Genomic DNA, 21563 nt, shown 5'->3' with positions numbered 1-21563 from the left:
ATTTTGGCGACAGTGAGCTTTGCCCTCGTGGGACCCGGTGCCATCGGATCAACGATCGCTGCGCTGCTGTACGCCGCGGGTCATGAAGTCCTGCTGTGTGGACGGACGCCGCGCGAGGCGATCGAGGTGCGGATGGACGGCAGCGCGCCCATCGTCGTACCCGGCCCGGTGCACACCGATCCCGACGCTGTCGCCGGTCCGGTCGACGTGGTGCTGCTGGCGGTCAAGGACACCCAGTACGCCGCCTCCGCGCCGTGGCTGGCCCGGTTGTGCGGACCGGACACCGTGGTCTGCGCACTGCAGAACGGTGTCGAACAGGCCGACCGGCTACGGCCCTACTGCCCCGACTCCGCCGTCGTACCTGCGGCGATCTGGATTGCCGCGGAGACCCGGCCAGAGGGCTGGGTGCAGGTGCTGAGCGCCCCGCGGCTGGTGCTGCCCGACGACGCGGCCGCGGGCCGCCTGGCGGCGGACCTGGCGGACAGCGGGATCGCAGTCGAGCTCGACCCGGATTTCCTCAGCGCGGCGTGGCGCAAACTGTTGGTCAACGCCGTGGTCGGGTTCATGGTGCTGTCCGGCCGGCGCTCCGGGATGTTCCGGCGCGACGACGTCGCGGCGGTGGCCCGCAGGTACCTGAGCGAGTGCCTCGCGGTCGCCCGGGCCGAGGGCGCGACGCTGCCCGACGGTGTCGTCGACGAGATCGCCGACATGCTCGCGCAGGCACCGACGGACATGGCGACCTCGATGCTGATCGACCGGGAAGCGCACCGTCCGTTGGAGTGGGACATCCGCAACGGCGTCATCCAGCGCAAGGGCGCCGCCCACGGCATCCCCACGCCGATCAGTGACGTGCTGGTGCCGCTGCTCGCCGCGGCCAGTGACGGACCGGGTTAGCGGCGGCCGAAGACGAGCTCGACCAACTGGTCGCGGCTGTTGACGCCGACGCGCTGGCACGCCCGGAAGATGTGGCCCTCCACGGAGCGACGGGACATCCCGAGCCGCTCCGCGATGGCGGTGTTGCTCAGCCCCTTGGCCGCCAACCCGACGATCTCGCGTTGCCGGGCGGTGATGGCCAACGGAGTCGCCGCGGCCCGCAGCGCCGGGGTGTCGGCGCCGCCGCATTCGGCCGCCAGCCGCGCCGCGGTGCTGGCCGCGCCGAGGCCCGATCCGCGCAGCCCCGCCTGTTGGTAGACGGCCGCGGCCTGCGCGGCCGCATCGGCGGCCGCCACCCGGTCGCCGAAGTATTCGTACTGCTTGGCCGCCGCCACCAGGCCGTCGCCGTCGGCCGCGGCCAGCGCGACGGCGTGCGCGGCGGCGGCCGCCGCGCGCGGCCCGCGTACCGTCAGCGCGAGCTCGGCGAGCCTGGCCGCGGTGGTGCGGTCGCCGAACTGCGTCGCGGTCTGCAGCAGCATGACCTCCCAGCCCAGCCGGCCGAGCTGACGCTCCCGCGCCGCAGCCGCCCGGGCTATCGAAATCGCTTCGGACACAGCGCCTTCGGCCGCACAGACCCAGGCATGGGCCAGCGTGCGGTCAGGATCGCGGGCGCAGGCGTCCGGGTCGGCCTGCCACCACGGCGTCGCGGCGAACTCGCGGCGCGCATCCTCGGCGCGGCCCGCCATGGCGTCGGCAGTGACGAGCCACAAGCGAGCCAGCATCTTGCGCATGCTGCCGCTGTCCCGGGCACTGAAATCGGCGAGCGATTCCGGGCACAACCGGTGTGCGTCGACCAAGGCGCCCCGGCTGACGGCCGACAGGCCCGCAACGAAGGCGTGCCACGATTCGGCGACCTGCCAAGAGCCCTCGATCGGGACGTCGACGGTGTCGCGGCGGATGCGTGCGATGGTGACATCGGCCTGGTCGAGGGTCCCGGCCAGCCGATGCATGTGCAGGTGCAGAAACGCCAGCGGCAGGCGCAGGTGCGACACCTCGGCACTGGTGTCGGCCAGCCGGTAGCCGGCCTCCGCGACCGTCTCGACCTCGTCGATGCGGCCCAGCTCCCCCAGGCTGCTCACCAGCGCCCACGTCGAGAGCATCTGCGCGACGGGTTCGGCAGCCGGGTCGTCGACAACCCGCCGCGCCTGCTCGATGGCGGCCGTGGACCGGCCGCGCGCCACGTCGATCGACGCGCGCAACGCCAGGGCCGTCGCCGCGACCGTGGCGTCGCCTGCCGGTATCTCGCTGTCCAGTTCGGCCTCGGCGCGGGCCGTGTGACCGAGGATCACGGCGAAGTTCAGGGCGCGCAGGAGGGCGACCTGCACCCGCAGCGGGCCGGAGGTGTCGGCGGCGAGGCGGGCGAAGATGACCTCGGCCTCCTCGCCACGCTCCTGCCAGATCAAGGCCAGCGACAGGGCGATGTCGGCTTCCAGGCCGCCACCCGCCGCCACCGCCCGCTCGGCCAGTGACTCCGCGAGCCGCATGTCGGTCAGTTGGATCGCCGCCGACGTCGCCGCGTTCAGGATCGCCGGGTCGGGGGCCAGGTCGGAGTTCAGTGTCAGCACCGCGCGGCGGACCAGATCACGCGGATCGGTGGCGGGGCGAGCGATCAGCGCGGCGGCGATCTGACCGTGCAGGCGGCGCATCCGCAGTGAGTCGGTGCGGCGCACCTCGCCGAGCATCGGATGGGCCAGCCGCACCGACGCGGGCGTCGCGCTGCCGTCGATGCGGATCAGTCCGAGCGCTTCCGTCTCGGCGATGGCATCGGAATCCGTCACCGCCGCAAGGGTTTCGATGTCGAGTGGTTCCGTGACGGCGAGGGCGTCCAGCACATTGCGTGCGGCCGCCGGAATCTGGCCGATCCGGGTGGTGAGCAGTTCGGCGAGCGTGGGTGTCAGTCGTGGCTGCCCCTGCCACATCCACACCCCGGATTGCTGCGTCAGCCGGCCGGCGCTGACCTCGGTGTCCAACAGGTGGCGCAGATACAGGACGTTGCCCTGCGTGTACTGCCACAGCTGTTGCACACACCGTGAATGCACCGGCCCACCCAGGATGCGCTCGACCAGCTTCGCGATGGCTGCCGAGGAAAGTGGTTGCAGTTCAATGCGTTCCAGTATGTCGTCTTTCCAGATCGCGGTGATGGCGTCCGGAGCCGGTTCGCCCGATCGCAGAGTCAGCACGACGGTGGCCAGCTTCCGTGCGACGAGTTGATGCACGGCAAAGGCCGACAGATCGTCGAGCAGGTGCGCGTCATCGACACCGACGACCACCGCGCCCGTCGGCGCGGCGCCGATCACGCCGTCGATCACCTCCCGCACGCGGCGCAACGGATCGGGGCCGAAGTCGCTGGCGATGTCGGCGAACGCGCCCAACGGGATGCTGCGGGCCGACGCCGTGCCGGCGATCCATCGCGAGCGCCCCGGCGGCCGGCAGGCGGTGACGACTTCACGCGCGAGGCGCGTCTTGCCGACACCGGCAGCGCCCGACAAGACGATGCCGCGAGCCCGGTCCGGGCGACGGATAGCCGTCTCGATCGCCCGCAGTTCCTCGGCTCGTCCATGCAGGGGCCACTCGTGGATCACTATGGATCACCTCCGGCGCGTCCCAGCCCCAGCAAACTCACACCATTTGCACCAGATGCTGCCAGGTTCGCCGGGGGCAAACAATAGCTGCGCTACATGATTGGGGTAGGGCCTTACCTCAGTCCCGGGCGGTCGGCCGCCTTACCGTCCAATCACCGGCGCGATCGCCGGCGCTGGGCGGAGGCGGAAGGGGCGAATCATGGGTCATGCCAATCACATCGGGCGCATCGGGGCGCTAGCGGTGGCATTGGGCGTAGGACTGGTCGTCGCACCCGGCGTGGCCTCGGCCAAGCCGGCTCCGTCTTCGCCGACATCGGATTCGCCGACGTCAGATTCCCCTGCTCACACCCCACCCGGCCAGAACATGGCCGTCGCCACCAACGGCGTCACGCGGGTGCAGAAGGGCGACGCGGTCGCGATCTCCGACGGCAAGGGATCGAAAGCCATCGCCCGCGGTGTGGACGCGACAGCGGTCGCATCGAACGGCTCCACCGCGATCGCACGCGGCGACGGCGCCACCGCCATCATCAACACGCGCGCATGCGAAACCTGCCTGGCCGGCTCGGGCAACAAGGTCACTGCCAGCGGCACCGGAGCCACGGCCACCGCAAGCGGATCGGGGAACCGAGTCCTTGCCTCCGGCGCCGGCAGTACGGCCACCGTCACCGGAGTCGACAACACGGTCACGGCCTCCGGTTCCGGCAGCGAGGCCACCGTCAGCGGGTCCGACAACACCGTGCGCGCCTCCGGTATCGACAGCGAGGCGACCGTCACCGGCTCCCGCAACACCGTCGATGCCACGGGCCTGGACAGCACCGTCTCGTTGATCGGATCCGACAACACCGTGGCCGCGACCGGGGCCCGCAATGTCGTCGTCGTGCGGGGCTCGGACAACGACGTCACCAGCAGCGGCAGTACGAACACCGACACCGTCACCGTGCGAGTCACCGGCGACCACAACGACGTATCCACCGACGGCGTCGACAGTGGCGCCTCGGTCAGCGGCAACAGCAACGATGTGGCGACGGTTGGCCCCCACAGCTCTGCCTACGTGGTCGGCGACAGCAACACGGCAAGCGCCATCGGCGACCACACCACCGCCTGGATCGAGGGAGATCACAGCACGGCCGACGCCCTCGGCGACTTCAGCAGCGCGCAGGTCTACGGCGACGGCAGCTCCGCCAAGGCCGGCTTGGCATCGACAGATTCCGGAAACAGCGTGCAGGTGAACGGGAACAACAGCGCGGCAGAGGCCGGAAACGGTTCGTACAACGATGTCGAAGTGAACGGGAACGACAGCACCGCCGCGGCGTTCGGCACGTCCAACACGGTGAGTGCCGAAGGTCCGGACAGCCACGCCGTCGCCATCGGCTTTGGCAAAACCGTCGAGTCCGGGCCTGGCGAAACCGTCGTCAATCCTTAGCTCAGCAGTCGGCGCACCTCGTCGTCGCCGACCTGGCCGAAATCGCGGTACGACTCCCCCACCGCCGCAAAGGGCGTCGGCATATCGGCACACACCACGTCGTCCGCGATTCCCATGAGCTGACGGCACGCCGCTTCCGTACCGACGGGCACCGCGACCACCAGGGTCCGCGGCCCGCTCTCCCGCACCACTTCGGCGGCGACGCGCATGCTGGCGCCGGTGGCCATGCCGTCGTCGGCGAGGATCACGGTGCGCCCCTTGACGTTCGGCGGTGGCCGCCCCTGGCGGTAATCGGTTTCCCGCCGCTGCAGCTCGCGCCCCTCGGCTTCCGCGACCTCGGACAGCGTCTGCTGTGAAATCTGCAGCGGCCCAACCACATCCTCATTGACGACGACGTGACCGCCGACGCCGATCGCGCCCATCGCATACTCCTCATGACCGGGGACGCCCAGCTTGCGGATGATGAGCGCGTCGAGCGGCGCGTCGAGAGCACGGGCGATTTCCCGAGCGACAGGAACACCGCCGCGGGCCAGACCGAGCACGACGACATCGCGCCTGCCGCGGTACGCCGTCAGCAGACCGGCCAATGCGCGCCCCGCTTCTGAACGATCACGAAAGACGCGCCTCGATGCCTGGTTTCGCGTAGCTCCCATCCTATTCCCATCAGCACTTTTCAGTGGTAATCCGTAATTGACAGGGCCAGATAAAAACCGTTTCGAGGAGGCAGAAGTGAAGGTCACCGGAACAGCTGTTGCGGTTCTCTCGGTCATCGGTATCGCCACCGCGCCGATCGCGTCGGCCGGTTACCCGCTGGTCGGCAAGCTGGGTAGCGCCATGACGATGACGGACAGCGTCGGTCAGGTCCAGCTGAGTTGGCAGGTCTCGGACCTCAAGCCGAGCTCCGATGTCATGCCGGGCTACCGGGTCGCCGGAAAGCTGTGGGAGGCCACGGCCACCGTCCGCGCCCTGAGCGGCCCGGTGACCCCGGCCATCTCGCAGTTCAACGCCGTTGCACCGAACCAGGCGGCGTACCGGGTGCTGTGGATGGTGGCCAGCCCGGTCAACATCAGCGGCGCCACCATTCCGCAGGGCGGGCAGTCGACCGGAAAGATCCACTTCGACGTCACCGGCCCGGCCCCCACGACGGTGACGATGAACAACGGCATGGAAGACCTGATGGTCTGGACTCCGTGAACCAGTAGACACCCTGTTCTATGGTGTCTACTCATGAAGACCTACCAGTGCGAGCGCGTCGGCGTCGACTTCATCGACAGCGCACCGTTCCGCTTCGTCAGCAAGGTCGATCTGGCGGTCAAGCCGGAGCAGTTGTTCGAGGTCTTCTCGGATGAGACGTCCTGGCCGCGCTGGGCGACGCTGATCACCAACGTCGAGTGGACCAGCCCGAAACCGTACGGCGTGGGCACCACGCGCACGGTGACCATGCGCGGCCACATCGTCGGCGACGAGGAGTTCATCGCCTGGGAACCGTTCTCCTACATGGCGTTCCGGTTCAACACCAGCACCTCGAACATGCTGTCGGCGTTCGCCGAGGGTTACACCGTCGAGGAAACCGCCGATGGCTGTCACCTGACGTGGGTCATGGCGATGAAGCCCAAGGGCCTCGCCGGCGAGCTGGGCATGCGGGCCGGCGGCCCCATGATGGGCTGGCTGTTCCAGCGGTTCCTGCACAACCTGCGCCGCTACACCGACGAGCGCTACGGGGACGCGAGCTAGGGCGCGTAGAGCCCTTCCCACACTTCGCGGCGCGCCTGGTCCGGGTCATCGATGGTCTCGTCGCGCATCGAGCCGATGACCCGCGTGGCCCGACGGTCGGTGTCGTAGGTCGGCCAATTGGCCAGCGCCGCCGTCGCGAAATCCAGCCAGGTGCGCTGCATGCGCCGGCCGACCGACGGCTGCACCTGACGCCCGAGCGGATGCAGCATCCGGCCGAGGTACGAGCCGTAGCTGTGCTGGATGTGCACGATCTCGCTGCCGTGCGTCGCGCCGAGCCCCAGCACCTTCAGCGTCCAGGTGGTGTGGTCGAACCGGTAGACGTGCGTCGGCGCGTGCCCGCTGTAGGCGTCCGCGAAGGCCCATGTCGGGGCGCCGAACATGACGTCGGAGCCGATCGCGATGAGCGCCCGGCGCCGCGGATAGCTCGGATAGGCCTGCAGCACAGCATCTTTGGCGTCCGGGGCGACACGTGCGAAATAGTCGTCGACCATCGGCACGGTGGTGGGCAGCATGGGTGGCCGGCCCCAGGCGAACATCGATGCCTCGCGGCTGTTGGTGCCGACGATCAGCGGAATCTTGGTGACAGCCCCGGCCCGGGCGGCAAGCACCGGATGCTCGGGCAGCAGGTCGACGCCGTAGGTCAGTCCGTAGGCCAGCTTGGGGCTGTTGGCCGCACTCTCCCCCTGCAGCTGGCCGGCGGCGCGGCGCAGCTGGCGCTGCGGCAGCGCGACGATCTCGTCGACGGGGACGTCCAACCGGCGGACGAACTCGTGCGCCTGGCGGGCCCGGGTCTCACGGTCGGCGATGAGCGGTAGCGCCGGGCTCTGCGCGATGGCCCGGCCGAACAGACCGTCGGCCGCGGGGCTGGCCAGCAGCGCCAGCACCGACGTCGCCCCCGCGGATTCGCCGAAGACGGTGACCTGGTCGGGGTCGCCGCCGAACGCGGCGATGTTGTCGCGCACCCATTGCAGTGCCGCGATCTGGTCCCGCAGACACAGGTTGTCGTCGAACCCGGGACCCAGATCGCCGAGTTCGAAGCCGCCGAACACGCCGAGCCGATACGTGACGTTGACGACCACCACATTGCCGTTGGCCGCCAACCGGGACCCGTTGTACAGCTGCAACTGGCCGGCCCCGAACACGAACGCACCGCCGGGAATCCACACCATCACCGGCAGCGCAGCCGTCACGTCGGGTGACCAGACAGTGACGGTCAGGCAGGCCTCGTCACGCATCTTGGGGTCGTCGCGGCCGCCGCCGACGAACGACTTGCCCTGCGGCGGGATGGGTCCGTGATCGATGGCGTCGCGAACGCCGGACCACGGGATCAGCGGTTGCGGAGCGCGGAAACGCAACGGCCCGACGGGCTGCTCGGCGTAGCCGACGCCCCGCCAGACGTAGACACCGCCTTCCGTGGTGCCCCTGAGGGCGCCCGCGACGGTGTGAACGATGGTCGAACGGTCGATGGTTTCGGGCTGGACGGCCACGTCATGAATCCTAGTGTGGAAAGCTGACATCCAGTCGTATTCGAGGCCCGGACGGAGCGGTGATGTCCTTCAACGAAGGTATGCAGATCGACACGAGCAACACGTCGACCAGCGGGGGCGGTGGCTTCGGCGGCCGGGGTCTGGCGATCGGCGGCGGCATGGGCGGCTTGGTTATCGTGGTCGTCGCCATGTTCCTCGGCGTGGATCCCAGTTCGATTCTCGGCCACCAGAGCCAGGCGCCGCAGTCCAGCCAGGGATCGCGCGCCTACGACCTGAGCAAGTGCAAGACCGGCGCGGACGCCAACAAGTACCTGGAGTGCCGCATCGTGGCCACCGGCAACTCGGTGGACGGCGTGTGGTCGCAGCTACTGAAGGGCTACACACCGCCGAAGATCCGGCTGTTCCGGGGACAGGTCAACACCGCGTGCGGCCCGGCCGATACCTCTGTGGGCCCCTTCTACTGCCCCGGCGACAAGGTCGCCTACTTCGACACCAGCTTCTTCCAGACCCTGGTCGACGAATTCGGTTCCAGCGGTGGACCTTTGGCACAGGAATACGTGGTGGCGCACGAGTTCGGCCACCATGTGCAGAACCTGCTCGGCGACATCGGCAAGGCCCAGCGCGGGCCGAAGGGCGCCGAGGGCAACAGCGTGCGCACCGAGCTGCAGGCCGACTGCTACGCCGGCGTGTGGGCGCACTACGCGTCGACGGTCAAGCAGAAGAGCACGGGTGTGCCGTTCCTGCAGCCGTTGAGCGACAAGGACATTGCCGACGCGCTGTCGGCGGCCTCGTCGGTCGGTGACGATCACATCCAGAAGCAGGCCACCGGACGCGTCAACCCGGAGTCCTGGACGCACGGGTCGTCCGCCGAACGGCAGAAGTGGTTCACCACCGGTTACCAGACCGGTGACCCCAAGCAGTGCGACACGTACAACGCGCAGGATCTGGGCTAGTCACGCAGCACGCGGGGCCGCGATCCCTTGTCGATGATCGCGAGATGGACCCTGCGGGTGAGGACCTGTAGTCCGGTCGGCATTGGCGGTGCGGTGGAGGTGTAGACCGCTCCCGATGGGGTGGTCAGCGCGATGGTGTGCCGCCCGAACCGGTCATAGGTCGCCGCGGCCTGCCAGCCAGGTTCCTCTTTGACGTAATTGCAGTGCTCACACAGACCATCCCCGTTATGCGCGCTGGTGGGCCCGTGGTGCACGTGCGGCCGGACGTGGTCGGTGTGCCGAATCCGGGCGTTGCAATACGGCGTCCGGCACAGCTGATCGCGCAACCCGATGAACGTCGCCAGGCCCTTCGGGAATGTTCGGGAGGTGGATTCCATCGCCACCAGCTTGTTCGTGCCCGGCTGGGCATACAGGCGCCGCAACGCCGCCGTGCCCTCGGCCGCCGCGGCCAGCACCATGTCGCGAGCCAGGGCCGCCGGAATGGGCCCGTACCCGTCCAACTGCGCGGGCTGCTCACCCCCGGTCAGCAGCGTCTCATCCGAAAGCACCAGATTCACCGCCACCGGCACCGGCGACCGCACCGGATCGCGCCCCGCGACCCGCTCCACCACGACATCAGCCATCACCTGCCCACGGCCACGCTCCGAGCCCGCCGCCACCACCGACGCCGCCTCCCGGACGAGCGTCTGGCGCACCAACTGCCCCTGAGCCGCGGGCAGCAGCACCGTCATCGTCATCATCCCGTCACCGGCCACCCGGAACCGCACATGCCGCGACGCCCGCGCCTGCCGCATCTTGTCCAGCACGCTCTGCTGATCCAACTCATAGGCGATCCGCGCGGCCTCCGCCGACACCTCGGCGTTCCCCAAACCAACCAACGGCGCCGGGTCCCCACACAACTCGACATCGAGCAGCTGACGATCCAACGCCGACAGGCACGCCGCTTCCTTGGTGATCAACTCGGCCCGATGCTCCGACAGCACCCCGCATTCCAACGCGGCCAGCGTGCACGGCATATCCGCGGTCAGAATGCGGGCCATCACCATCAACCGCTCACCCCGATGCGGCGACTCCCGCCGCGCCAGCCCCACCTCCGAACCCAACGCCGCCCGCGACACCCGCGGCCCACCCGCCCGCGCCGCCGCGATCCGGCGGGCCTCCAACGCCGCCGCCAGCCGCGCCTGCTCCGCCGCCGCGGCCGACTTCACCCGCTCGAGCTCAGTCATACGACGCGACAACGCCGCCTCATCGGCGTCAGGGTCCACCACCAGCCTTTCGCTCATACGTTCGAATCTACACTCCGCCCCCGACAAGTCCCACCGCCAAGATCGGTTTCCCGAATCGTTGACCACTTTGAACAAATTTCGTTAATGTGTGCAAATGCCCGCCAAGCCGCCGACGCCGCGCACCATCTCGCCGGCACTACTCGAAGCCACCGCGGAGACCCTCCACCGTTTGGGCCCAAGGCAATTCAGCCTCACGGCCGTCGCCGAAACCGCCGGCGTCTCGCGAGGCACGCTGTACAACGCGCTCGGCGGCCGCGACCACGCCATCAGCGTCGCGTTGGATCACCTGGCCTCCAAGTTCGTCGACGGCATGGCCGCCGAGATCGACAAGCAGTCCACGCTGGCCGACCAGGTCGCCGCTGCCGCGGTCCTGATCTGCGCGCACCGGCAGAGCTCGCCCTCTGCGCCGCAGAAGGGCATCAACGAGGGCATCGTCGTCCTGCTGTTGCGCAACATCGGCGAGGACCTCATGAAGCGCGCCGTCGAGCTCTGGAAGCCACGCGTCAAAGCCGCGCAACGCGATGGCGAGATCGGCGCGGGCGTCGACCCGGCCCGCGCCGGCGAATGGATCGTCCGGGTGCTGCTGAGCTTCGAACTGCTCCCACCCATCGGGGTCAACCTCGACAACCCCCGCGCCATCCGGCGCTTCGTCACCGACCACATCATCAATGGACTCAACGGAGAGGCACCATGACCACACCCGACCACGAAGTGGTCATCATCGGCGCTGGGCCCGGCGGTATCGCCTCCGCGCACCTGTTGCAGCAGAAAGGGATTCACGACTTCGTCATCGTCGACCGGGGCGACGACTTCGGTGGCACCTGGCGCGACAATCACTATCCGGGGCTCGCCGTCGACATCCCGTCACCGTGGTACCAGCTGTCCTTCGCGCCGAACCCCGACTGGAGCCGGTTCTTCGCGCCGGGTCCCGAAATCTACGCCTACCTGCGTGACACCGCCGACAAGCTCGGCCTGCGACCACACCTGCGGGCGAACTCGGAGGTGCTGCGCCAGCAGTGGGACGACGACGCCGGGATGTGGCGGCTGTCCATCCGCAACCAGCCGGAGTTGACGGCGCGGTTCCTGATCAGCTCGGTCGGCGGTTACGTCAACGCCAAGAACGTCGTCGACATCGACGGCATCGAGGATTTCGAGGGCACCATCCTGCGCCCGAACGCCTGGGACGACGACTATGACGTGCGCGGCAAACGCGTCGCGGTGATCGGCACCGGCTCCAGCGGCGTGCAGATCACCGCAGCGTTGTCCGGCGTCGCCGCGAATCTCGATGTCTACCAACGCACTCCGGCGTGGGTACTGCCCAAGATCGACTTCGACATCCCGCCGTGGCTGCGGCGCCTGTTCAGAGTGCCTGGCTTCGTCAGCGCGATCAACACCTTCGGCCGGCTGTTGATGGACGTCACGATGGTGGTGCCGATCGTCCACGTTTTCTCCCGGCTGCCCCGCACGGTGCTGACCAAGCTCATGCCCCTGTACGACGGCAACAGCCGCAATCTGTACCGGTTGCTGCTGCGGTCGACCGTGCAGGACCCGGCAACCCGCAAGGCACTGCTCCCCCGGTACGGCATCATGGCCAAACGCCCGGTGATCTCCAGCTCGTTCCTGCCGGCGCTCAACCATCCGGATACCCACCTGATCACCACGCCCATCGAGCGGATCACCCGCGACGGTGTCCGCACGGTGGACGGCGTGGTCCACCCGGCCGACCTTCTGGTCACCGCCACGGGCTACGAACTGTGGACCGACCCGGAGACGTACCGCCCCGGAACCATCCTGGGCGCAGGCGGTTTCGACCTCGCCGAGTACTACCGCGCCCACGGACTGCACGCCTATGCCGGCACTGCGCACCCGCGGCTGCCCAACCGCTGGGAGATCGTCGGCCCGCTCGGCTTCGTCGGGTTCGCCTGGATGGACTGGGTAGAAACCGTTGCCGCCCACGCGGTTCGGATGATCGACGCGGCCCGCGGCCGGGCCGAGGCACCTGTCGTCGCGGTGAGCAATGACGCGTTCCACAGGTGGAACGCCCTGATGGACCGGCGTGGGCGCACCGCGCACACGTACTACACCCGTGCGACCGAACTGAACACCTACTTCGTCAACTCGCAGCACGAAACCCCCTACTACCGACCGCAAACCATCACCGGCTCAAGGATTTTCGCGCGGCGGTCACCGCTGACGGACTACGAGTTCAGCGACGTCCGGACCGCCGCGAGGAGTGAGGAGCTCAGCGCATGACCGATCAACCGTTGGCCGGCAAGGTCGCTTTCGTCACCGGAGCGGCGCGCGGACAGGGCCGTTCGCACTGTGTGCGGCTGGCGCGCGCCGGTGCCGACATCGTCGCCATCGACGCCTGCGCGCCCGTGGCGGAGGCCAACGGCTACGAGCCCGCGACTCCCGCGGACCTGGCCGAGACGGTGAACCTCGTCGAAGGTGAAGGCCGCAAGATCTACGCCAAGCAGGTCGACGTCCGGGACGCCGAAGGACAGCAGCGCGTGGTCGCCGAGACCCTCGAGCAGTTCGGCCGGCTGGACATCGTGGTGGCCAATGCGGGCGTGCTGAACTGGGGGCGGCTCTGGGAGATTTCCCCGCAGCAGTGGCAGGACACCCTGGACATCAACCTGACCGGCGTGTGGAACACCATCCGGGCGGTGGTGCCGGCGATGATCGCGGCCGGCAACGGTGGGTCGATCATCGCCACCAGTTCCGCGGCCGGCATCAAGGCGGTGCCGGGTTGCGGGCACTACTGCGCCAGCAAGTTCGGCGTCGTGGGCATGATCAACGCGCTGGCCGTCGAACTGGGTGAGTACGGCATCCGCGTGAATTCGGTACACCCGTACGGCACCGACACCCCGATGGGCAACGACGTGTCGATGTACCAGGTCCTGCAGGACCATCCGCAGTACATCCACAGCTTCTCCCCCGGCGCGCTGCCGACGGATTCACTCATCAAGCCGGACCAGATCTCCGACATCGTGGTGTGGCTGGCGAGCGACGCGTCGTCGTTGGTGACGGCGGCGCAAATCCCGGCAGACAAGGGTTATCTCAAGATCTGACCGGGTAACCTCAGTCGCCATGGCGAAGTCGAACGCCGAGGTGGCAAACAACAGTCTCGACGCGCAGGCGCGCGCGACACAGTTCATGCGCTCGGCCCTCGACATCCTCGGCGAGACCGGCCGCACGGAGTTCACGGTGCTGCAGGTCGTGGAGCGTTCTAAGACGTCGTTGCGCGCCTTCTATCAGCACTTCGCCACCAAGGACGAGCTGGTGCTGGCGCTGATCGACGCGATGTTGACCGAGTTCACTACCACATGGCACGCCGAGGCGGCCGAGCTGAGCCCCGCGGACGCGCTGCGTGAGCTGGTCGACCGCATCTGCGTGCCGCCCGCGTCGAGCACCCAGGACCGCATCAATCGCGGGCTCACCTTCTACCACGATCGCCTGGCCGAAACGATGCCGGACGACTACGGCCGGGTGCTGACACCGTTGCACGCGCTCATCGTCGACATCGTCGAACGCGGAATGGCCGACGGCACCTTTGCCCCCGGCCTCGACGTCGAGGCCACGGCGGCTCTGGTCATGCAGACCATCTTCGGCGCCCTGCGACTGCGCGCACTGGGACCGGGCCTCGAGCTCACCCCGATCGGTAGCGAGCGCATCTATGCGTTCTGTCTGCGCGCGTTGGAGAATTGATGACTTCTGGCCCTGTCTGAGCCCTTCCGCGGTGGGCAATGTGGACTCATGATGAAAACCGCCGTCGCACTCGGGGAAATCGAGGACGCAGTTCATTCGGCCTGCCGCGCACCGTCGTTCCACAACAGCCAGCCGTGGGCCTGGGTGCTGGAATCGACCACTTTGCGGCTGTTTGTCGATCCCGACCAGCTGGTGGACACCGACAGCTCGGGCCGGCAGGCAATACTGAGCTGCGGCGCGGCCCTGGACCATCTGCGCGTGGTCATGGCGGCCCGCGGGTGGGAGACCCTGGTCGACCGCTTTCCCAATCCGAACAACCGGCACCACCTGGCCGACATCGAGTTCCGGCCGGCGGCCGGCATCACGACTGCCCAGCGCAGGGACGCCGACGCCGTCGCGCGCCGGCGCACCGACCGGCTGCCCTATGGCCCCGTCGAGAATTTGGCGGCGTTCGAGATGCTGCTGCGGCCGGCAGTCCAGGACCGCCCCACCCACGTCGACCTCATCACGCCGCAGCAGCGCGACAAAGTCGCCGAAGCCTCCCATCTCGCCGAGTCGCTGCGCATGTACGACACCTCGTATCACGCTGAATTGGCCTGGTGGACAGCTCCTTTCGGGGCCACCACCGGAATTCCGCACAGCGCACTGGTGTCGGCCGCGGAATCCGACCGCGTCGAGGTCGGACGCACCTTCCCGGTGACGCATATCAGGGAACGGCGGCAGGACATCGGAGACGACCAGGCCACCATCGTGGTGATCTCGGCGCTCGACGACACCCCGCGCGGCATCCTGGCATGCGGCGAGACGTTGTCGGCGGTGCTCGTCGAGGCCACCGGCGCCGGGCTGGCGAGTTGCACCCTCACGCACGTGACCGAACACCCCGCCACCCGCGACATCATCAGTGGACTCACGGGCCACGCGCTACCGCAGGTTCTGGTGCGGATCGGTGTCGCACCCGAATTCGACGACGTGCCGCCGCCGACACCGCGCCGTCCGTTGTCGGATGTCTTTCAGGTCCGGGCCGGTTGACCTCGACGTAGCCTGGCCCCATGCGTGCATGGCGAGTGCGTGAGCCCGGGCCGATCGAACGCGGTCCGCTCGAATTCGGCTCCGTCGATGTCCCGGCGCCCGGTGACGGTGAAGTGCTCATCGCCGTGCGGGCGTGCGGCGTGTGCCGCACGGACCTGCACGTCGCCGAGGGCGACCTGCCGGTGCACCGACCGTTCGTCATCCCGGGCCACGAAGTGGTCGGTGAAGTGGTGGCCGTCGGCGAACACACCGACGCGCAGCTCGCCGTCGGCGATCGCGTCGGTGTGGCCTGGCTCCGGCACACCTGCGGCAGCTGCCGATTCTGCCTCCGCGGCGCGGAGAACCTGTGCCCGCATTCCCGCTACACCGGCTGGGACGCCGACGGCGGCTACGCCGAATTCGTCACGGCACCAGCCGATTACGTGCACCCGCTGCCCGCGGGATACACCGATGCCGAACTCGCCCCGCTGCTGTGCGCCGGCATCATCGGCTATCGGTCGTTGCTGCGGGCCGACCCACCCGCCGGTGGCCGGCTCGGAATCTACGGCTTCGGCGGCAGTGCCCACATCACCGCGCAGGTGGCACTCGCCCGGGGCGCCGAGGTGCATGTCATGACCCGCGGCGAGGCTGCCCGGCGACTCGCACTCGACCTCGGTGCCGCCTCGGCTCAGGACGCCGCGGCCCGGCCACCGGTCGCCTTGGACGCCGCGATCCTGTTCGCGCCCGTGGGTGATCTGGTGCTCCCGGCGCTCGAAGCCCTCGACCGTGGCGGCACCCTGGCGATCGCCGGCATTCATCTCAGTGACATCCCCGAACTGAACTATCAGCGCCACCTGTTCCAGGAACGCCAGGTGCGGTCGGTGGCATCGAATACCCGCACCGATGCCCGGGAGTTCCTCGCCTTCGCCGACACCCACCACATCGATGTCACGGCCCCGATCTATCCCCTCGACCACGCGGACCGGGCCCTCGGGGATCTGGCCGCCGGACGAATCTCGGGCGCCGCGGTCCTGCAGATTGCCTGAGTCAGAACAACGCAGGCTGCACCGCCCCGGCGGACACTGCCGCCGGGGCGGTACGCATGGTGTCAAGTCTGTTCGACCCGTTGCCGAGGCCGTATCGGGCAACCAGCGGCGCGACCCGGTTGCGCAGCTGTTCGCGGTACTGCGGACCGAGATACGCACCGCGCCCGTACAATTCGCGGTACCTGGGCAGCAGTTCGGGATACGTCGAGCCCAGCCACGCCAGGAACCAGCCACGCGTCGCGCCGCGCAGGTGCAGTCCGAAGACCGTCACACCCGTGGCGCCGGCCGCCGCGATCCGCGACAGCAGCGCCTCCAGATGCGCCTGCGAGTCGGTCAGGTACGGCAGCACCGGCGCCACCATCACATGGCAATCGAGCCCGGCCGCCGCGATCGCCGAGATGAGCTCCAACCGCGCGGCCGGCGTGGGGGTCCCCGGTTCGACCGACCGATGCAGATCGGGGTCCAGCATCGCCAACGACACCGCGACGCTGACCCCGACCCGGGTGCCCGCGTCGACGATCATTGGCAGGTCACGGCGCAGCAGCGTGCCCTTTGTCAGGATCGAGAACGGCGTCCCGGAATCGGCCAGCGCCGCGATGATTCCCGGCATCAGCGCGTACCGGCCCTCGGCCCGTTGATAGGGATCGGTATTGGTGCCCAGCGCGACCGCATCGCGCGTCCAGGAACGCCGAAAGAGCTCCCGCCGCAACACTTCCGCGACATTCGTCTTCACCACGAGTTCACGGTCGAAATCATTTCCGGAGTCGAAGTCCAGATACTCGTGCGTGGGCCGGGCGAAACAGTATCGGCACGCGTGCGAGCAGCCGCGGTAGGCGTTGACGGTGTACCGGAACGGCAGATTCGAAGCTCCCGGCACCTTGTTCAGCGCCGACTTGCAGAGCACCTCATGAAACGTGATGCCGTCGAACTTGGGGACCCGGATGCTGCGTACCAACCCGAGCCGTTCCAGGCCCGGTAGAGCGCCGTCCGCTTCGGCCCGCGCCACCGCCTGCCCGTCCCACCGCACACTTCATTCGAACAATTGTTCGACGTTTTGTCAAGCCTCGCCGGGTTCGTCGACGAGCAACAGGTGGTCGATCGCGGTGACGGTCTCGGGGGCCAGCCCCTCGCGAATCACGGCATCCAGCAAGCGTGCTGCGACGGTCCTGAGCTTCATCTGGGTGGCTTGCGACCGCCACTTCAGAATCTCGAAGGCCCGGTCGGCGTCGATGCCGTAGGCGGCCATGAGGATGCCCTTGGCCTGGTCGATCACGGCGCGCGATTCCACCACCGAGGCCATGGCCACGGTGAGATCGGACTGGATGCCGGCGGTGACGTCGATGTAGTAGCCGTGGGTGCCGGTGAGCTCGCCGTCTTCGTCGGTCATCCGGTCGCTGACCACCACGACCCAGTGGACCTTGCCGTCGGCATCGACGATGCGGTGCCGGCTGCTGAACAACCCACCCGTCTGCACCCGCTCGAGAATCTCGGCGACCTTGGCCCGGTCGTCAGGATGCTTGTGACTCAGCAGCAATTCGGTGGTGGGCTCCACTTCCCCCAGCGCGTAGCCGTGCATGCGGGCCACCTCTTCAGACCACACCCACCGTTGTTCGGCGAGGTGGAACTGGAAGCTGCCGACATGTTGCGCAGCGCCGCCGCTGAACACGGCAGCGACGTCCCAGGATTCGGAGTCGGCGATTTCGCCGTCAGTTTCGCTCATGTCGTTGTTGGTGGCAGGGAGCCGCAGTCATCGTAACTCGCTACCGGGATTGTCCGCCCGGCTTGCCGGGTACGTGGCCCACATGACGCATATCGGTTACTTCCTCAGCTGTGAACAGTTCGATCCGCACAACCTGATCGCTCAGGCCAGACGAGCCGAGGAAGCCGGTTTTCACGCACTGTGGGTGTCCGATCATTTCCACCCGTGGACCGACGCACAGGGCCAAAGCCCGTTCGTCTGGGGCGTTCTGGGCGCGCTGTCCGAGGTGACGGCGCTGCCTGTCACCACCGCCGTCACCTGCCCGACGTTCCGGATGCATCCCGCGATCATCGCGCAGGCCGCCGCCACCGCCGCCGTTCAGCTGCGCGGCGGCTTCCGGCTGGGCATCGGCAGCGGCGAGGCGCTGAACGAGCACATCCTCGGGGACCCCTGGCCCTCTGCCGGCGAACGACTGGACCGGCTCGCGGAGGCGGTGTCGCTCATCAGGACGCTGCACCGCGGCGAAGTGGTGAACCATGACGGGCGCTACTACCGCGTCCAGGACGCGCGCATCTACACCCTCCCGGAGCACCGGATACCGATCTACATATCGGGGTTCGGCCCGCAGGCAACCCGGCTGGCCGGGCGGATCGGCGACGGGTACTGCATCACCATGCCCGACGCCGACCTGGTGGCGCTCTTCCGCGAGGCCGGCGGTGGGCGCCGGCCCGTGCAGGCCGGGATGAAGGTCTGTTGGGACCTGGACCCGGAATTCGCGGCCGAGACCGCGCACCGCCTGTGGGCCACCGACCAGCTACCCGGGCAGCTCAATCAGATCCTGCCGCTGCCAACGGATTTCGCGTCCGCCGCGAGCCTGGTGACGCGCGAGGCCGTGACGGACGCGATCGTGTGCGGACCCGACATCGACGCCCACGTCGCACAGGTGCGCAAGTACGTCGATGCCGGTGTCGACGAGATCTACGTCCAGCAGATCGGCCCGGACATGGACGGCTTCTTCGACGCCTGGGAGCGGGACGTCCTACCGGAATTCCAGGAGTCGGCCTACGCCTGAGCCGCGGCCTGACGCTCGGTGTGCGCGCCGCCGGAGGCCAGCTTGCCGCCGGCGGACTCCAGGTGAGCACGCACGAACCACTGGAACTTCTCCAGTTCGGCGACCTGGCCGATCAGCATGTCCTGGGTGACCAGATCGAGTTCGTCGAGTTCGCCGATGGCCTTGCGCGCGTCCTTGATGACGCCGTCGTAGACCAGGTCGAGTGCGGCGAGGTGCGCCTGCGCGGTGTCGCGGCCGATCGAGTAGTCGTCCCAGGTGCGGTGCTTGAGAATCGCCCCCGGCGTACCGTCGGGTGACGCGCCGAGCGCCGCGATGCGCTCGGCCGTTTGATCCGCATAACCCCGCACCAGCTCGACCTGTGGATCGATCATCTCGTGCACGCCGATGAAGTTGGGGCCCACGACATTCCAATGCACGTGCTTGAGCGTCAGATGCAGGTCGTTGTACGTGCTCAGCTGGATTTGCAGCAGGTCCCGGATCCGGCTGCTCTGCTCTTCGGACAGGCCTGGAATGGTGAATTCGCTCATGGCCTGCCTCTACCCGTACGGGGTCCGGGGCAAACACCGTTTAGTACCGGTGCGCCCCGGGTACCGCCCCGGGGTGACCGCTGTCGAAGTGCCGTTGACGCCTGGGCGGCCGTTCCCGACGCGCCGAAAGCGTCTGGGCGCTGTCCTGTACGGACTCGTCAGCACGACCGACCACAAGCTGATCGGCCAGATGTACCTGGCCGCGTCGTTCGCGTTCTTCTTCAGTGGCGGGATCATGGCCCTGCTGATGCGCACCGAACTCGCCATGCCCGGTCTGCAGTTCTTGTCCAACGAGCAGTACAACCAGCTGTTCACGGTGCACGGCACCTTGATGCTGCTGTTGTACGCGACCCCTGTGGTGTTCGGTTTCGCGAATCTGGTGCTGCCCTTGCAGATCGGCGCACCCGACGTCGCCTTCCCCCGGCTCAACGCGCTGTCGTTCTGGCTGTTCCTGTTCGGCGGACTGCTCGTGCTGGCCGGATTCGTCGTGCCCGGCGGTGCGGCGGATTTCGGGTGGACGGGCTACACGCCGTTGTCCGACGTCGTCCGCTCACCCGGGTCCGGCGGCGACCTGTGGGCCGTGGGCCTGATCGTCTCGGGCCTCGGCACGATCCTCGGTGCGGTCAACATGATCACCACCGTGGTCTGCATGCGCTGCCCCGGAATGACCATGTTTCGCATGCCCATCTTCACCTGGAACATCGTCGCCACCGGCGTGCTGATCCTCCTCGCCTTCCCGATCCTGACCGCGGCTTTGTTCGGCCTGCTCGCGCAGCGTCACCTCGGGGCGCACATCTACGACCCCGCAAACGGCGGCGCGATCCTGTGGCAACACCTCTTCTGGTTCTTCGGGCACCCCGAGGTCTATATCGTGGCGCTGCCGTTCTTCGGCATCGTCACCGAGATCATCCCGGTGTTCTCCCGCAAGCCGATATTCGGTTACACCACACTGGTTTACGCCACGTGGGCCATCACCGTGCTGTCGGTCGCGGTATGGGCCCACCACATGTTCGCCACGGGTGCGGTGCTGCTGCCGTTCTTCTCGTTCATGACCTTCCTGATCGCGGTGCCCACCGGCATCAAATTCTGGAACTGGATCGGCACCATGTGGAAGGGACAACTGACCTTCGAGACGCCGATGCTGTTCTCGGTGGGCTTCCTCGTCACCTTCCTGTTGGGCGGGCTCTCCGGCGTCCTGCTGGCCAGCCCGCCCCTCGACTTCCACGTCACGGACTCGTATTTCGTTGTGGCGCATTTCCATTACGTGCTGTTCGGCACCATCGTGTTCGCCACCTACGCCGGCATCTACTTCTGGTTCCCGAAGATGTGCGGACGGCTGCTCGACGAGCGCCTCGGCAAGCTGCACTTCTGGCTGACCTTCATCGGCTTCCACACCACGTTCCTCGTGCAGCACTGGCTGGGCGATGAGGGCATGCCCCGCCGCTACGCGGACTACCTGCCCGGCGACGGCTTCGACACGCTCAATCTGGTCTCCACCATCGGGTCCTTCATCCTCGGCGTTTCGGTGCTCCCGTTCGTCTGGAACGTATTCAAGAGCTGGCGTTACGGCGAACCCGTCGTCGTCGACGACCCGTGGGGTTACGGCAACTCGCTCGAGTGGGCGACGACCTGCCCGCCGCCGCGGCACAACTTCACCGAGCTGCCCCGAATCCGTTCGGAGCGGCCGGCTTTCGAGCTGCACTACCCGCACATGACCGAACGGATGCGCACCGAGTCGCATGTTGGCCGATGACGATCAGTGGTGCAGGCGGTCGTGCAGTTTCTCCTGCTCGGCGGTGTCCCGGCGTTCGGCGTCGATGACGTCGTCCCGGGCTGTCGATGACGTGAGAATCAGTTCATCGAGTTTGAGCAGTATCGCGCCGGTCTGCCGGTTGGTGGTGTGCTGAATGACGAAGAGCATCACCAGTGCCACCAGCGCATTGGTGGCGTACACGGCGGTCTGCCACCACGACGGGAAGCCGGCGATGATGCCGGTCAGCAATGCCGCGGCGACCACGGCGAACACAGCGACGCCGGTACGCAGGGAACCGGCCCAATCGGTGACGGTGTCCAGAGCGCGGGCACCGGACTTGACCGCAGTCATC

At 68.0% G+C, this 21563-nt stretch carries 20 protein-coding genes and 1 pseudogene; 13 read left to right on the top strand and 8 right to left on the bottom strand.

What is annotated here, in order from left to right:
- Nucleotides 1-12 precede the first annotated feature (12 nt).
- Entirely contained in the window at nucleotides 13-894 is an 882-nt protein-coding gene (locus ACJH6I_RS01815; RefSeq protein WP_318984515.1) for an oxidoreductase, read from the top strand.
- Here the strand turns inward: ACJH6I_RS01815 and ACJH6I_RS01810 are convergent.
- A complete protein-coding gene (locus ACJH6I_RS01810; protein ID WP_318984514.1) occupies nucleotides 891-3515 on the bottom strand; it encodes a LuxR C-terminal-related transcriptional regulator in 2625 nt (874 codons plus the stop codon). The genes ACJH6I_RS01815 and ACJH6I_RS01810 overlap by 4 nt on opposite strands.
- A 199-nt stretch (nucleotides 3516-3714) precedes the next feature.
- Here ACJH6I_RS01810 and ACJH6I_RS01805 point away from each other — a divergent pair, with 199 nt between their 5' ends.
- Complete coding sequence (locus tag ACJH6I_RS01805; protein WP_406783623.1) at nucleotides 3715-4938, top strand: DUF3060 domain-containing protein; 1224 nt, start codon at nucleotides 3715-3717, stop codon at nucleotides 4936-4938.
- Here ACJH6I_RS01805 and ACJH6I_RS01800 read toward each other — a convergent pair.
- Nucleotides 4938-5591 (bottom strand): annotated as a pseudogene (locus ACJH6I_RS01800) (phosphoribosyltransferase); the annotation flags it as partial. The gene ACJH6I_RS01805 and the pseudogene ACJH6I_RS01800 overlap by 1 nt on opposite strands.
- A 76-nt stretch (nucleotides 5592-5667) precedes the next feature.
- Here ACJH6I_RS01800 and ACJH6I_RS01795 point away from each other — a divergent pair.
- Together ACJH6I_RS01795 and ACJH6I_RS01790 are read left to right on the top strand one after the other, a co-directional pair.
- Complete coding sequence (locus tag ACJH6I_RS01795) at nucleotides 5668-6132, top strand: MPT63 family protein (RefSeq protein ID WP_406783622.1); 465 nt, start codon at nucleotides 5668-5670, stop codon at nucleotides 6130-6132.
- A gap of 33 nt (nucleotides 6133-6165) precedes the next feature.
- Nucleotides 6166-6672: an SRPBCC family protein gene (locus ACJH6I_RS01790; protein ID WP_406783621.1), complete on the top strand. Its 507-nt coding sequence runs from the start codon at nucleotides 6166-6168 to the stop codon at nucleotides 6670-6672.
- Here ACJH6I_RS01790 and ACJH6I_RS01785 read toward each other — a convergent pair.
- Nucleotides 6669-8189: a carboxylesterase/lipase family protein gene (locus tag ACJH6I_RS01785; protein ID WP_406783620.1), complete on the bottom strand. Its 1521-nt coding sequence runs from the start codon at nucleotides 8187-8189 to the stop codon at nucleotides 6669-6671. The two genes, ACJH6I_RS01790 and ACJH6I_RS01785, sit on opposite strands and share 4 nt — an antisense overlap.
- Nucleotides 8190-8221: 32 nt before the next feature.
- Here ACJH6I_RS01785 and ACJH6I_RS01780 point away from each other — a divergent pair, with 32 nt between their 5' ends.
- Nucleotides 8222-9112, top strand: a complete 891-nt coding sequence (locus tag ACJH6I_RS01780) for a neutral zinc metallopeptidase (RefSeq protein ID WP_406783619.1) — start codon at nucleotides 8222-8224, stop codon at nucleotides 9110-9112.
- Here ACJH6I_RS01780 and ACJH6I_RS01775 read toward each other — a convergent pair.
- A complete protein-coding gene (locus ACJH6I_RS01775) occupies nucleotides 9109-10395 on the bottom strand; it encodes an HNH endonuclease (protein ID WP_406783618.1) in 1287 nt (428 codons plus the stop codon). The two genes, ACJH6I_RS01780 and ACJH6I_RS01775, sit on opposite strands and share 4 nt — an antisense overlap.
- A gap of 97 nt (nucleotides 10396-10492) precedes the next feature.
- Between ACJH6I_RS01775 and ACJH6I_RS01770 the strand changes: the two genes are divergently transcribed.
- The 6 genes from ACJH6I_RS01770 to ACJH6I_RS01745 are packed head-to-tail and all read left to right on the top strand — an operon-like array spanning nucleotide 10493 to nucleotide 16160.
- Nucleotides 10493-11092 (top strand): TetR/AcrR family transcriptional regulator, encoded by a 600-nt coding sequence (locus ACJH6I_RS01770; RefSeq protein WP_346415607.1) that lies wholly within the window; start codon nucleotides 10493-10495, stop codon nucleotides 11090-11092.
- Nucleotides 11089-12651 carry a flavin-containing monooxygenase gene (locus tag ACJH6I_RS01765; protein ID WP_406783617.1) on the top strand — a complete coding sequence of 521 codons (1563 nt, stop codon included), beginning with the start codon at nucleotides 11089-11091 and terminating at the stop codon, nucleotides 12649-12651. Before ACJH6I_RS01770 ends, ACJH6I_RS01765 begins: the two co-directional genes overlap by 4 nt.
- Nucleotides 12648-13469: a mycofactocin-coupled SDR family oxidoreductase gene (locus ACJH6I_RS01760; protein ID WP_406783616.1), complete on the top strand. Its 822-nt coding sequence runs from the start codon at nucleotides 12648-12650 to the stop codon at nucleotides 13467-13469. The genes ACJH6I_RS01765 and ACJH6I_RS01760 overlap by 4 nt, the downstream gene beginning before the upstream one ends.
- 19 nt (nucleotides 13470-13488) lie before the next feature.
- Entirely contained in the window at nucleotides 13489-14106 is a 618-nt protein-coding gene (locus ACJH6I_RS01755) for a TetR/AcrR family transcriptional regulator (RefSeq protein WP_406783615.1), read from the top strand.
- A gap of 48 nt (nucleotides 14107-14154) precedes the next feature.
- Nucleotides 14155-15135, top strand: a complete 981-nt coding sequence (locus ACJH6I_RS01750; protein ID WP_406783614.1) for an Acg family FMN-binding oxidoreductase — start codon at nucleotides 14155-14157, stop codon at nucleotides 15133-15135.
- Between the two features lie 20 nt (nucleotides 15136-15155).
- Nucleotides 15156-16160: a zinc-binding alcohol dehydrogenase family protein gene (locus ACJH6I_RS01745; RefSeq protein ID WP_406783613.1), complete on the top strand. Its 1005-nt coding sequence runs from the start codon at nucleotides 15156-15158 to the stop codon at nucleotides 16158-16160.
- Between the two features lies 1 nt (nucleotide 16161).
- Here ACJH6I_RS01745 and ACJH6I_RS01740 read toward each other — a convergent pair whose 3' ends face one another.
- Together ACJH6I_RS01740 and ACJH6I_RS01735 are read right to left on the bottom strand one after the other, a co-directional pair.
- Nucleotides 16162-17187 carry an Rv2578c family radical SAM protein gene (locus ACJH6I_RS01740; protein WP_406783612.1) on the bottom strand — a complete coding sequence of 342 codons (1026 nt, stop codon included), beginning with the start codon at nucleotides 17185-17187 and terminating at the stop codon, nucleotides 16162-16164.
- 30 nt (nucleotides 17188-17217) lie between these two features.
- Nucleotides 17218-17880: a PAS and ANTAR domain-containing protein gene (locus ACJH6I_RS01735; RefSeq protein ID WP_406783611.1), complete on the bottom strand. Its 663-nt coding sequence runs from the start codon at nucleotides 17878-17880 to the stop codon at nucleotides 17218-17220.
- 82 nt (nucleotides 17881-17962) lie between these two features.
- Between ACJH6I_RS01735 and ACJH6I_RS01730 the strand changes: the two genes are divergently transcribed.
- Nucleotides 17963-18931 carry a TIGR03557 family F420-dependent LLM class oxidoreductase gene (locus tag ACJH6I_RS01730; RefSeq protein WP_406783610.1) on the top strand — a complete coding sequence of 323 codons (969 nt, stop codon included), beginning with the start codon at nucleotides 17963-17965 and terminating at the stop codon, nucleotides 18929-18931.
- On the opposite strand, the gene ACJH6I_RS01725 is transcribed toward ACJH6I_RS01730, so the two are convergent.
- Nucleotides 18922-19458 (bottom strand): Dps family protein, encoded by a 537-nt coding sequence (locus ACJH6I_RS01725; protein WP_406783609.1) that lies wholly within the window; start codon nucleotides 19456-19458, stop codon nucleotides 18922-18924. The two genes, ACJH6I_RS01730 and ACJH6I_RS01725, sit on opposite strands and share 10 nt — an antisense overlap.
- A gap of 73 nt (nucleotides 19459-19531) precedes the next feature.
- Here ACJH6I_RS01725 and ctaD point away from each other — a divergent pair, with 73 nt between their 5' ends.
- Nucleotides 19532-21211 (top strand): cytochrome c oxidase subunit I, encoded by a 1680-nt coding sequence (gene ctaD, locus ACJH6I_RS01720; RefSeq protein WP_406783608.1) that lies wholly within the window; start codon nucleotides 19532-19534, stop codon nucleotides 21209-21211.
- Between the two features lie 3 nt (nucleotides 21212-21214).
- Here ctaD and ACJH6I_RS01715 read toward each other — a convergent pair whose 3' ends face one another.
- Complete coding sequence (locus tag ACJH6I_RS01715) at nucleotides 21215-21562, bottom strand: low affinity iron permease family protein (RefSeq protein ID WP_346415596.1); 348 nt, start codon at nucleotides 21560-21562, stop codon at nucleotides 21215-21217.
- Nucleotide 21563: the final 1 nt, after the last annotated feature.

The sequence above is a fragment of the Mycobacterium sp. SMC-13 genome (assembly GCF_045311035.1).
In the GTDB taxonomy this organism is placed as follows: domain Bacteria; phylum Actinomycetota; class Actinomycetes; order Mycobacteriales; family Mycobacteriaceae; genus Mycobacterium.
The sequence above is the reverse complement of the archived record's forward strand: the minus strand, read 5'-3'. Positions and strand labels throughout refer to the sequence as shown.

What these genes read in the sequence shown, in the direction of transcription:
- ACJH6I_RS01725 (WP_406783609.1), bottom strand. Translation starts at nt 19,458, where the DNA reads ATGAGCGAATTCACCATTCCAGGCCTGTCCGAAGAGCAGAGCAGCCGG.
- ACJH6I_RS01735 (WP_406783611.1), bottom strand. Translation starts at nt 17,880, where the DNA reads ATGAGCGAAACTGACGGCGAAATCGCCGACTCCGAATCCTGGGACGTC.
- ACJH6I_RS01765 (WP_406783617.1), top strand. Translation starts at nt 11,089, where the DNA reads ATGACCACACCCGACCACGAAGTGGTCATCATCGGCGCTGGGCCCGGC.
- ACJH6I_RS01770 (WP_346415607.1), top strand. Translation starts at nt 10,493, where the DNA reads ATGCCCGCCAAGCCGCCGACGCCGCGCACCATCTCGCCGGCACTACTC.
- ACJH6I_RS01775 (WP_406783618.1), bottom strand. Translation starts at nt 10,395, where the DNA reads ATGAGCGAAAGGCTGGTGGTGGACCCTGACGCCGATGAGGCGGCGTTG.
- ACJH6I_RS01745 (WP_406783613.1), top strand. Translation starts at nt 15,156, where the DNA reads ATGCGTGCATGGCGAGTGCGTGAGCCCGGGCCGATCGAACGCGGTCCG.
- ACJH6I_RS01805 (WP_406783623.1), top strand. Translation starts at nt 3,715, where the DNA reads ATGGGTCATGCCAATCACATCGGGCGCATCGGGGCGCTAGCGGTGGCA.
- ACJH6I_RS01760 (WP_406783616.1), top strand. Translation starts at nt 12,648, where the DNA reads ATGACCGATCAACCGTTGGCCGGCAAGGTCGCTTTCGTCACCGGAGCG.
- ACJH6I_RS01755 (WP_406783615.1), top strand. Translation starts at nt 13,489, where the DNA reads ATGGCGAAGTCGAACGCCGAGGTGGCAAACAACAGTCTCGACGCGCAG.
- ACJH6I_RS01785 (WP_406783620.1), bottom strand. Translation starts at nt 8,189, where the DNA reads ATGTCAGCTTTCCACACTAGGATTCATGACGTGGCCGTCCAGCCCGAA.
- ACJH6I_RS01715 (WP_346415596.1), bottom strand. Translation starts at nt 21,562, where the DNA reads ATGACTGCGGTCAAGTCCGGTGCCCGCGCTCTGGACACCGTCACCGAT.
- ACJH6I_RS01780 (WP_406783619.1), top strand. Translation starts at nt 8,222, where the DNA reads ATGTCCTTCAACGAAGGTATGCAGATCGACACGAGCAACACGTCGACC.
- ACJH6I_RS01790 (WP_406783621.1), top strand. Translation starts at nt 6,166, where the DNA reads ATGAAGACCTACCAGTGCGAGCGCGTCGGCGTCGACTTCATCGACAGC.
- ACJH6I_RS01730 (WP_406783610.1), top strand. Translation starts at nt 17,963, where the DNA reads ATGACGCATATCGGTTACTTCCTCAGCTGTGAACAGTTCGATCCGCAC.
- ACJH6I_RS01750 (WP_406783614.1), top strand. Translation starts at nt 14,155, where the DNA reads ATGATGAAAACCGCCGTCGCACTCGGGGAAATCGAGGACGCAGTTCAT.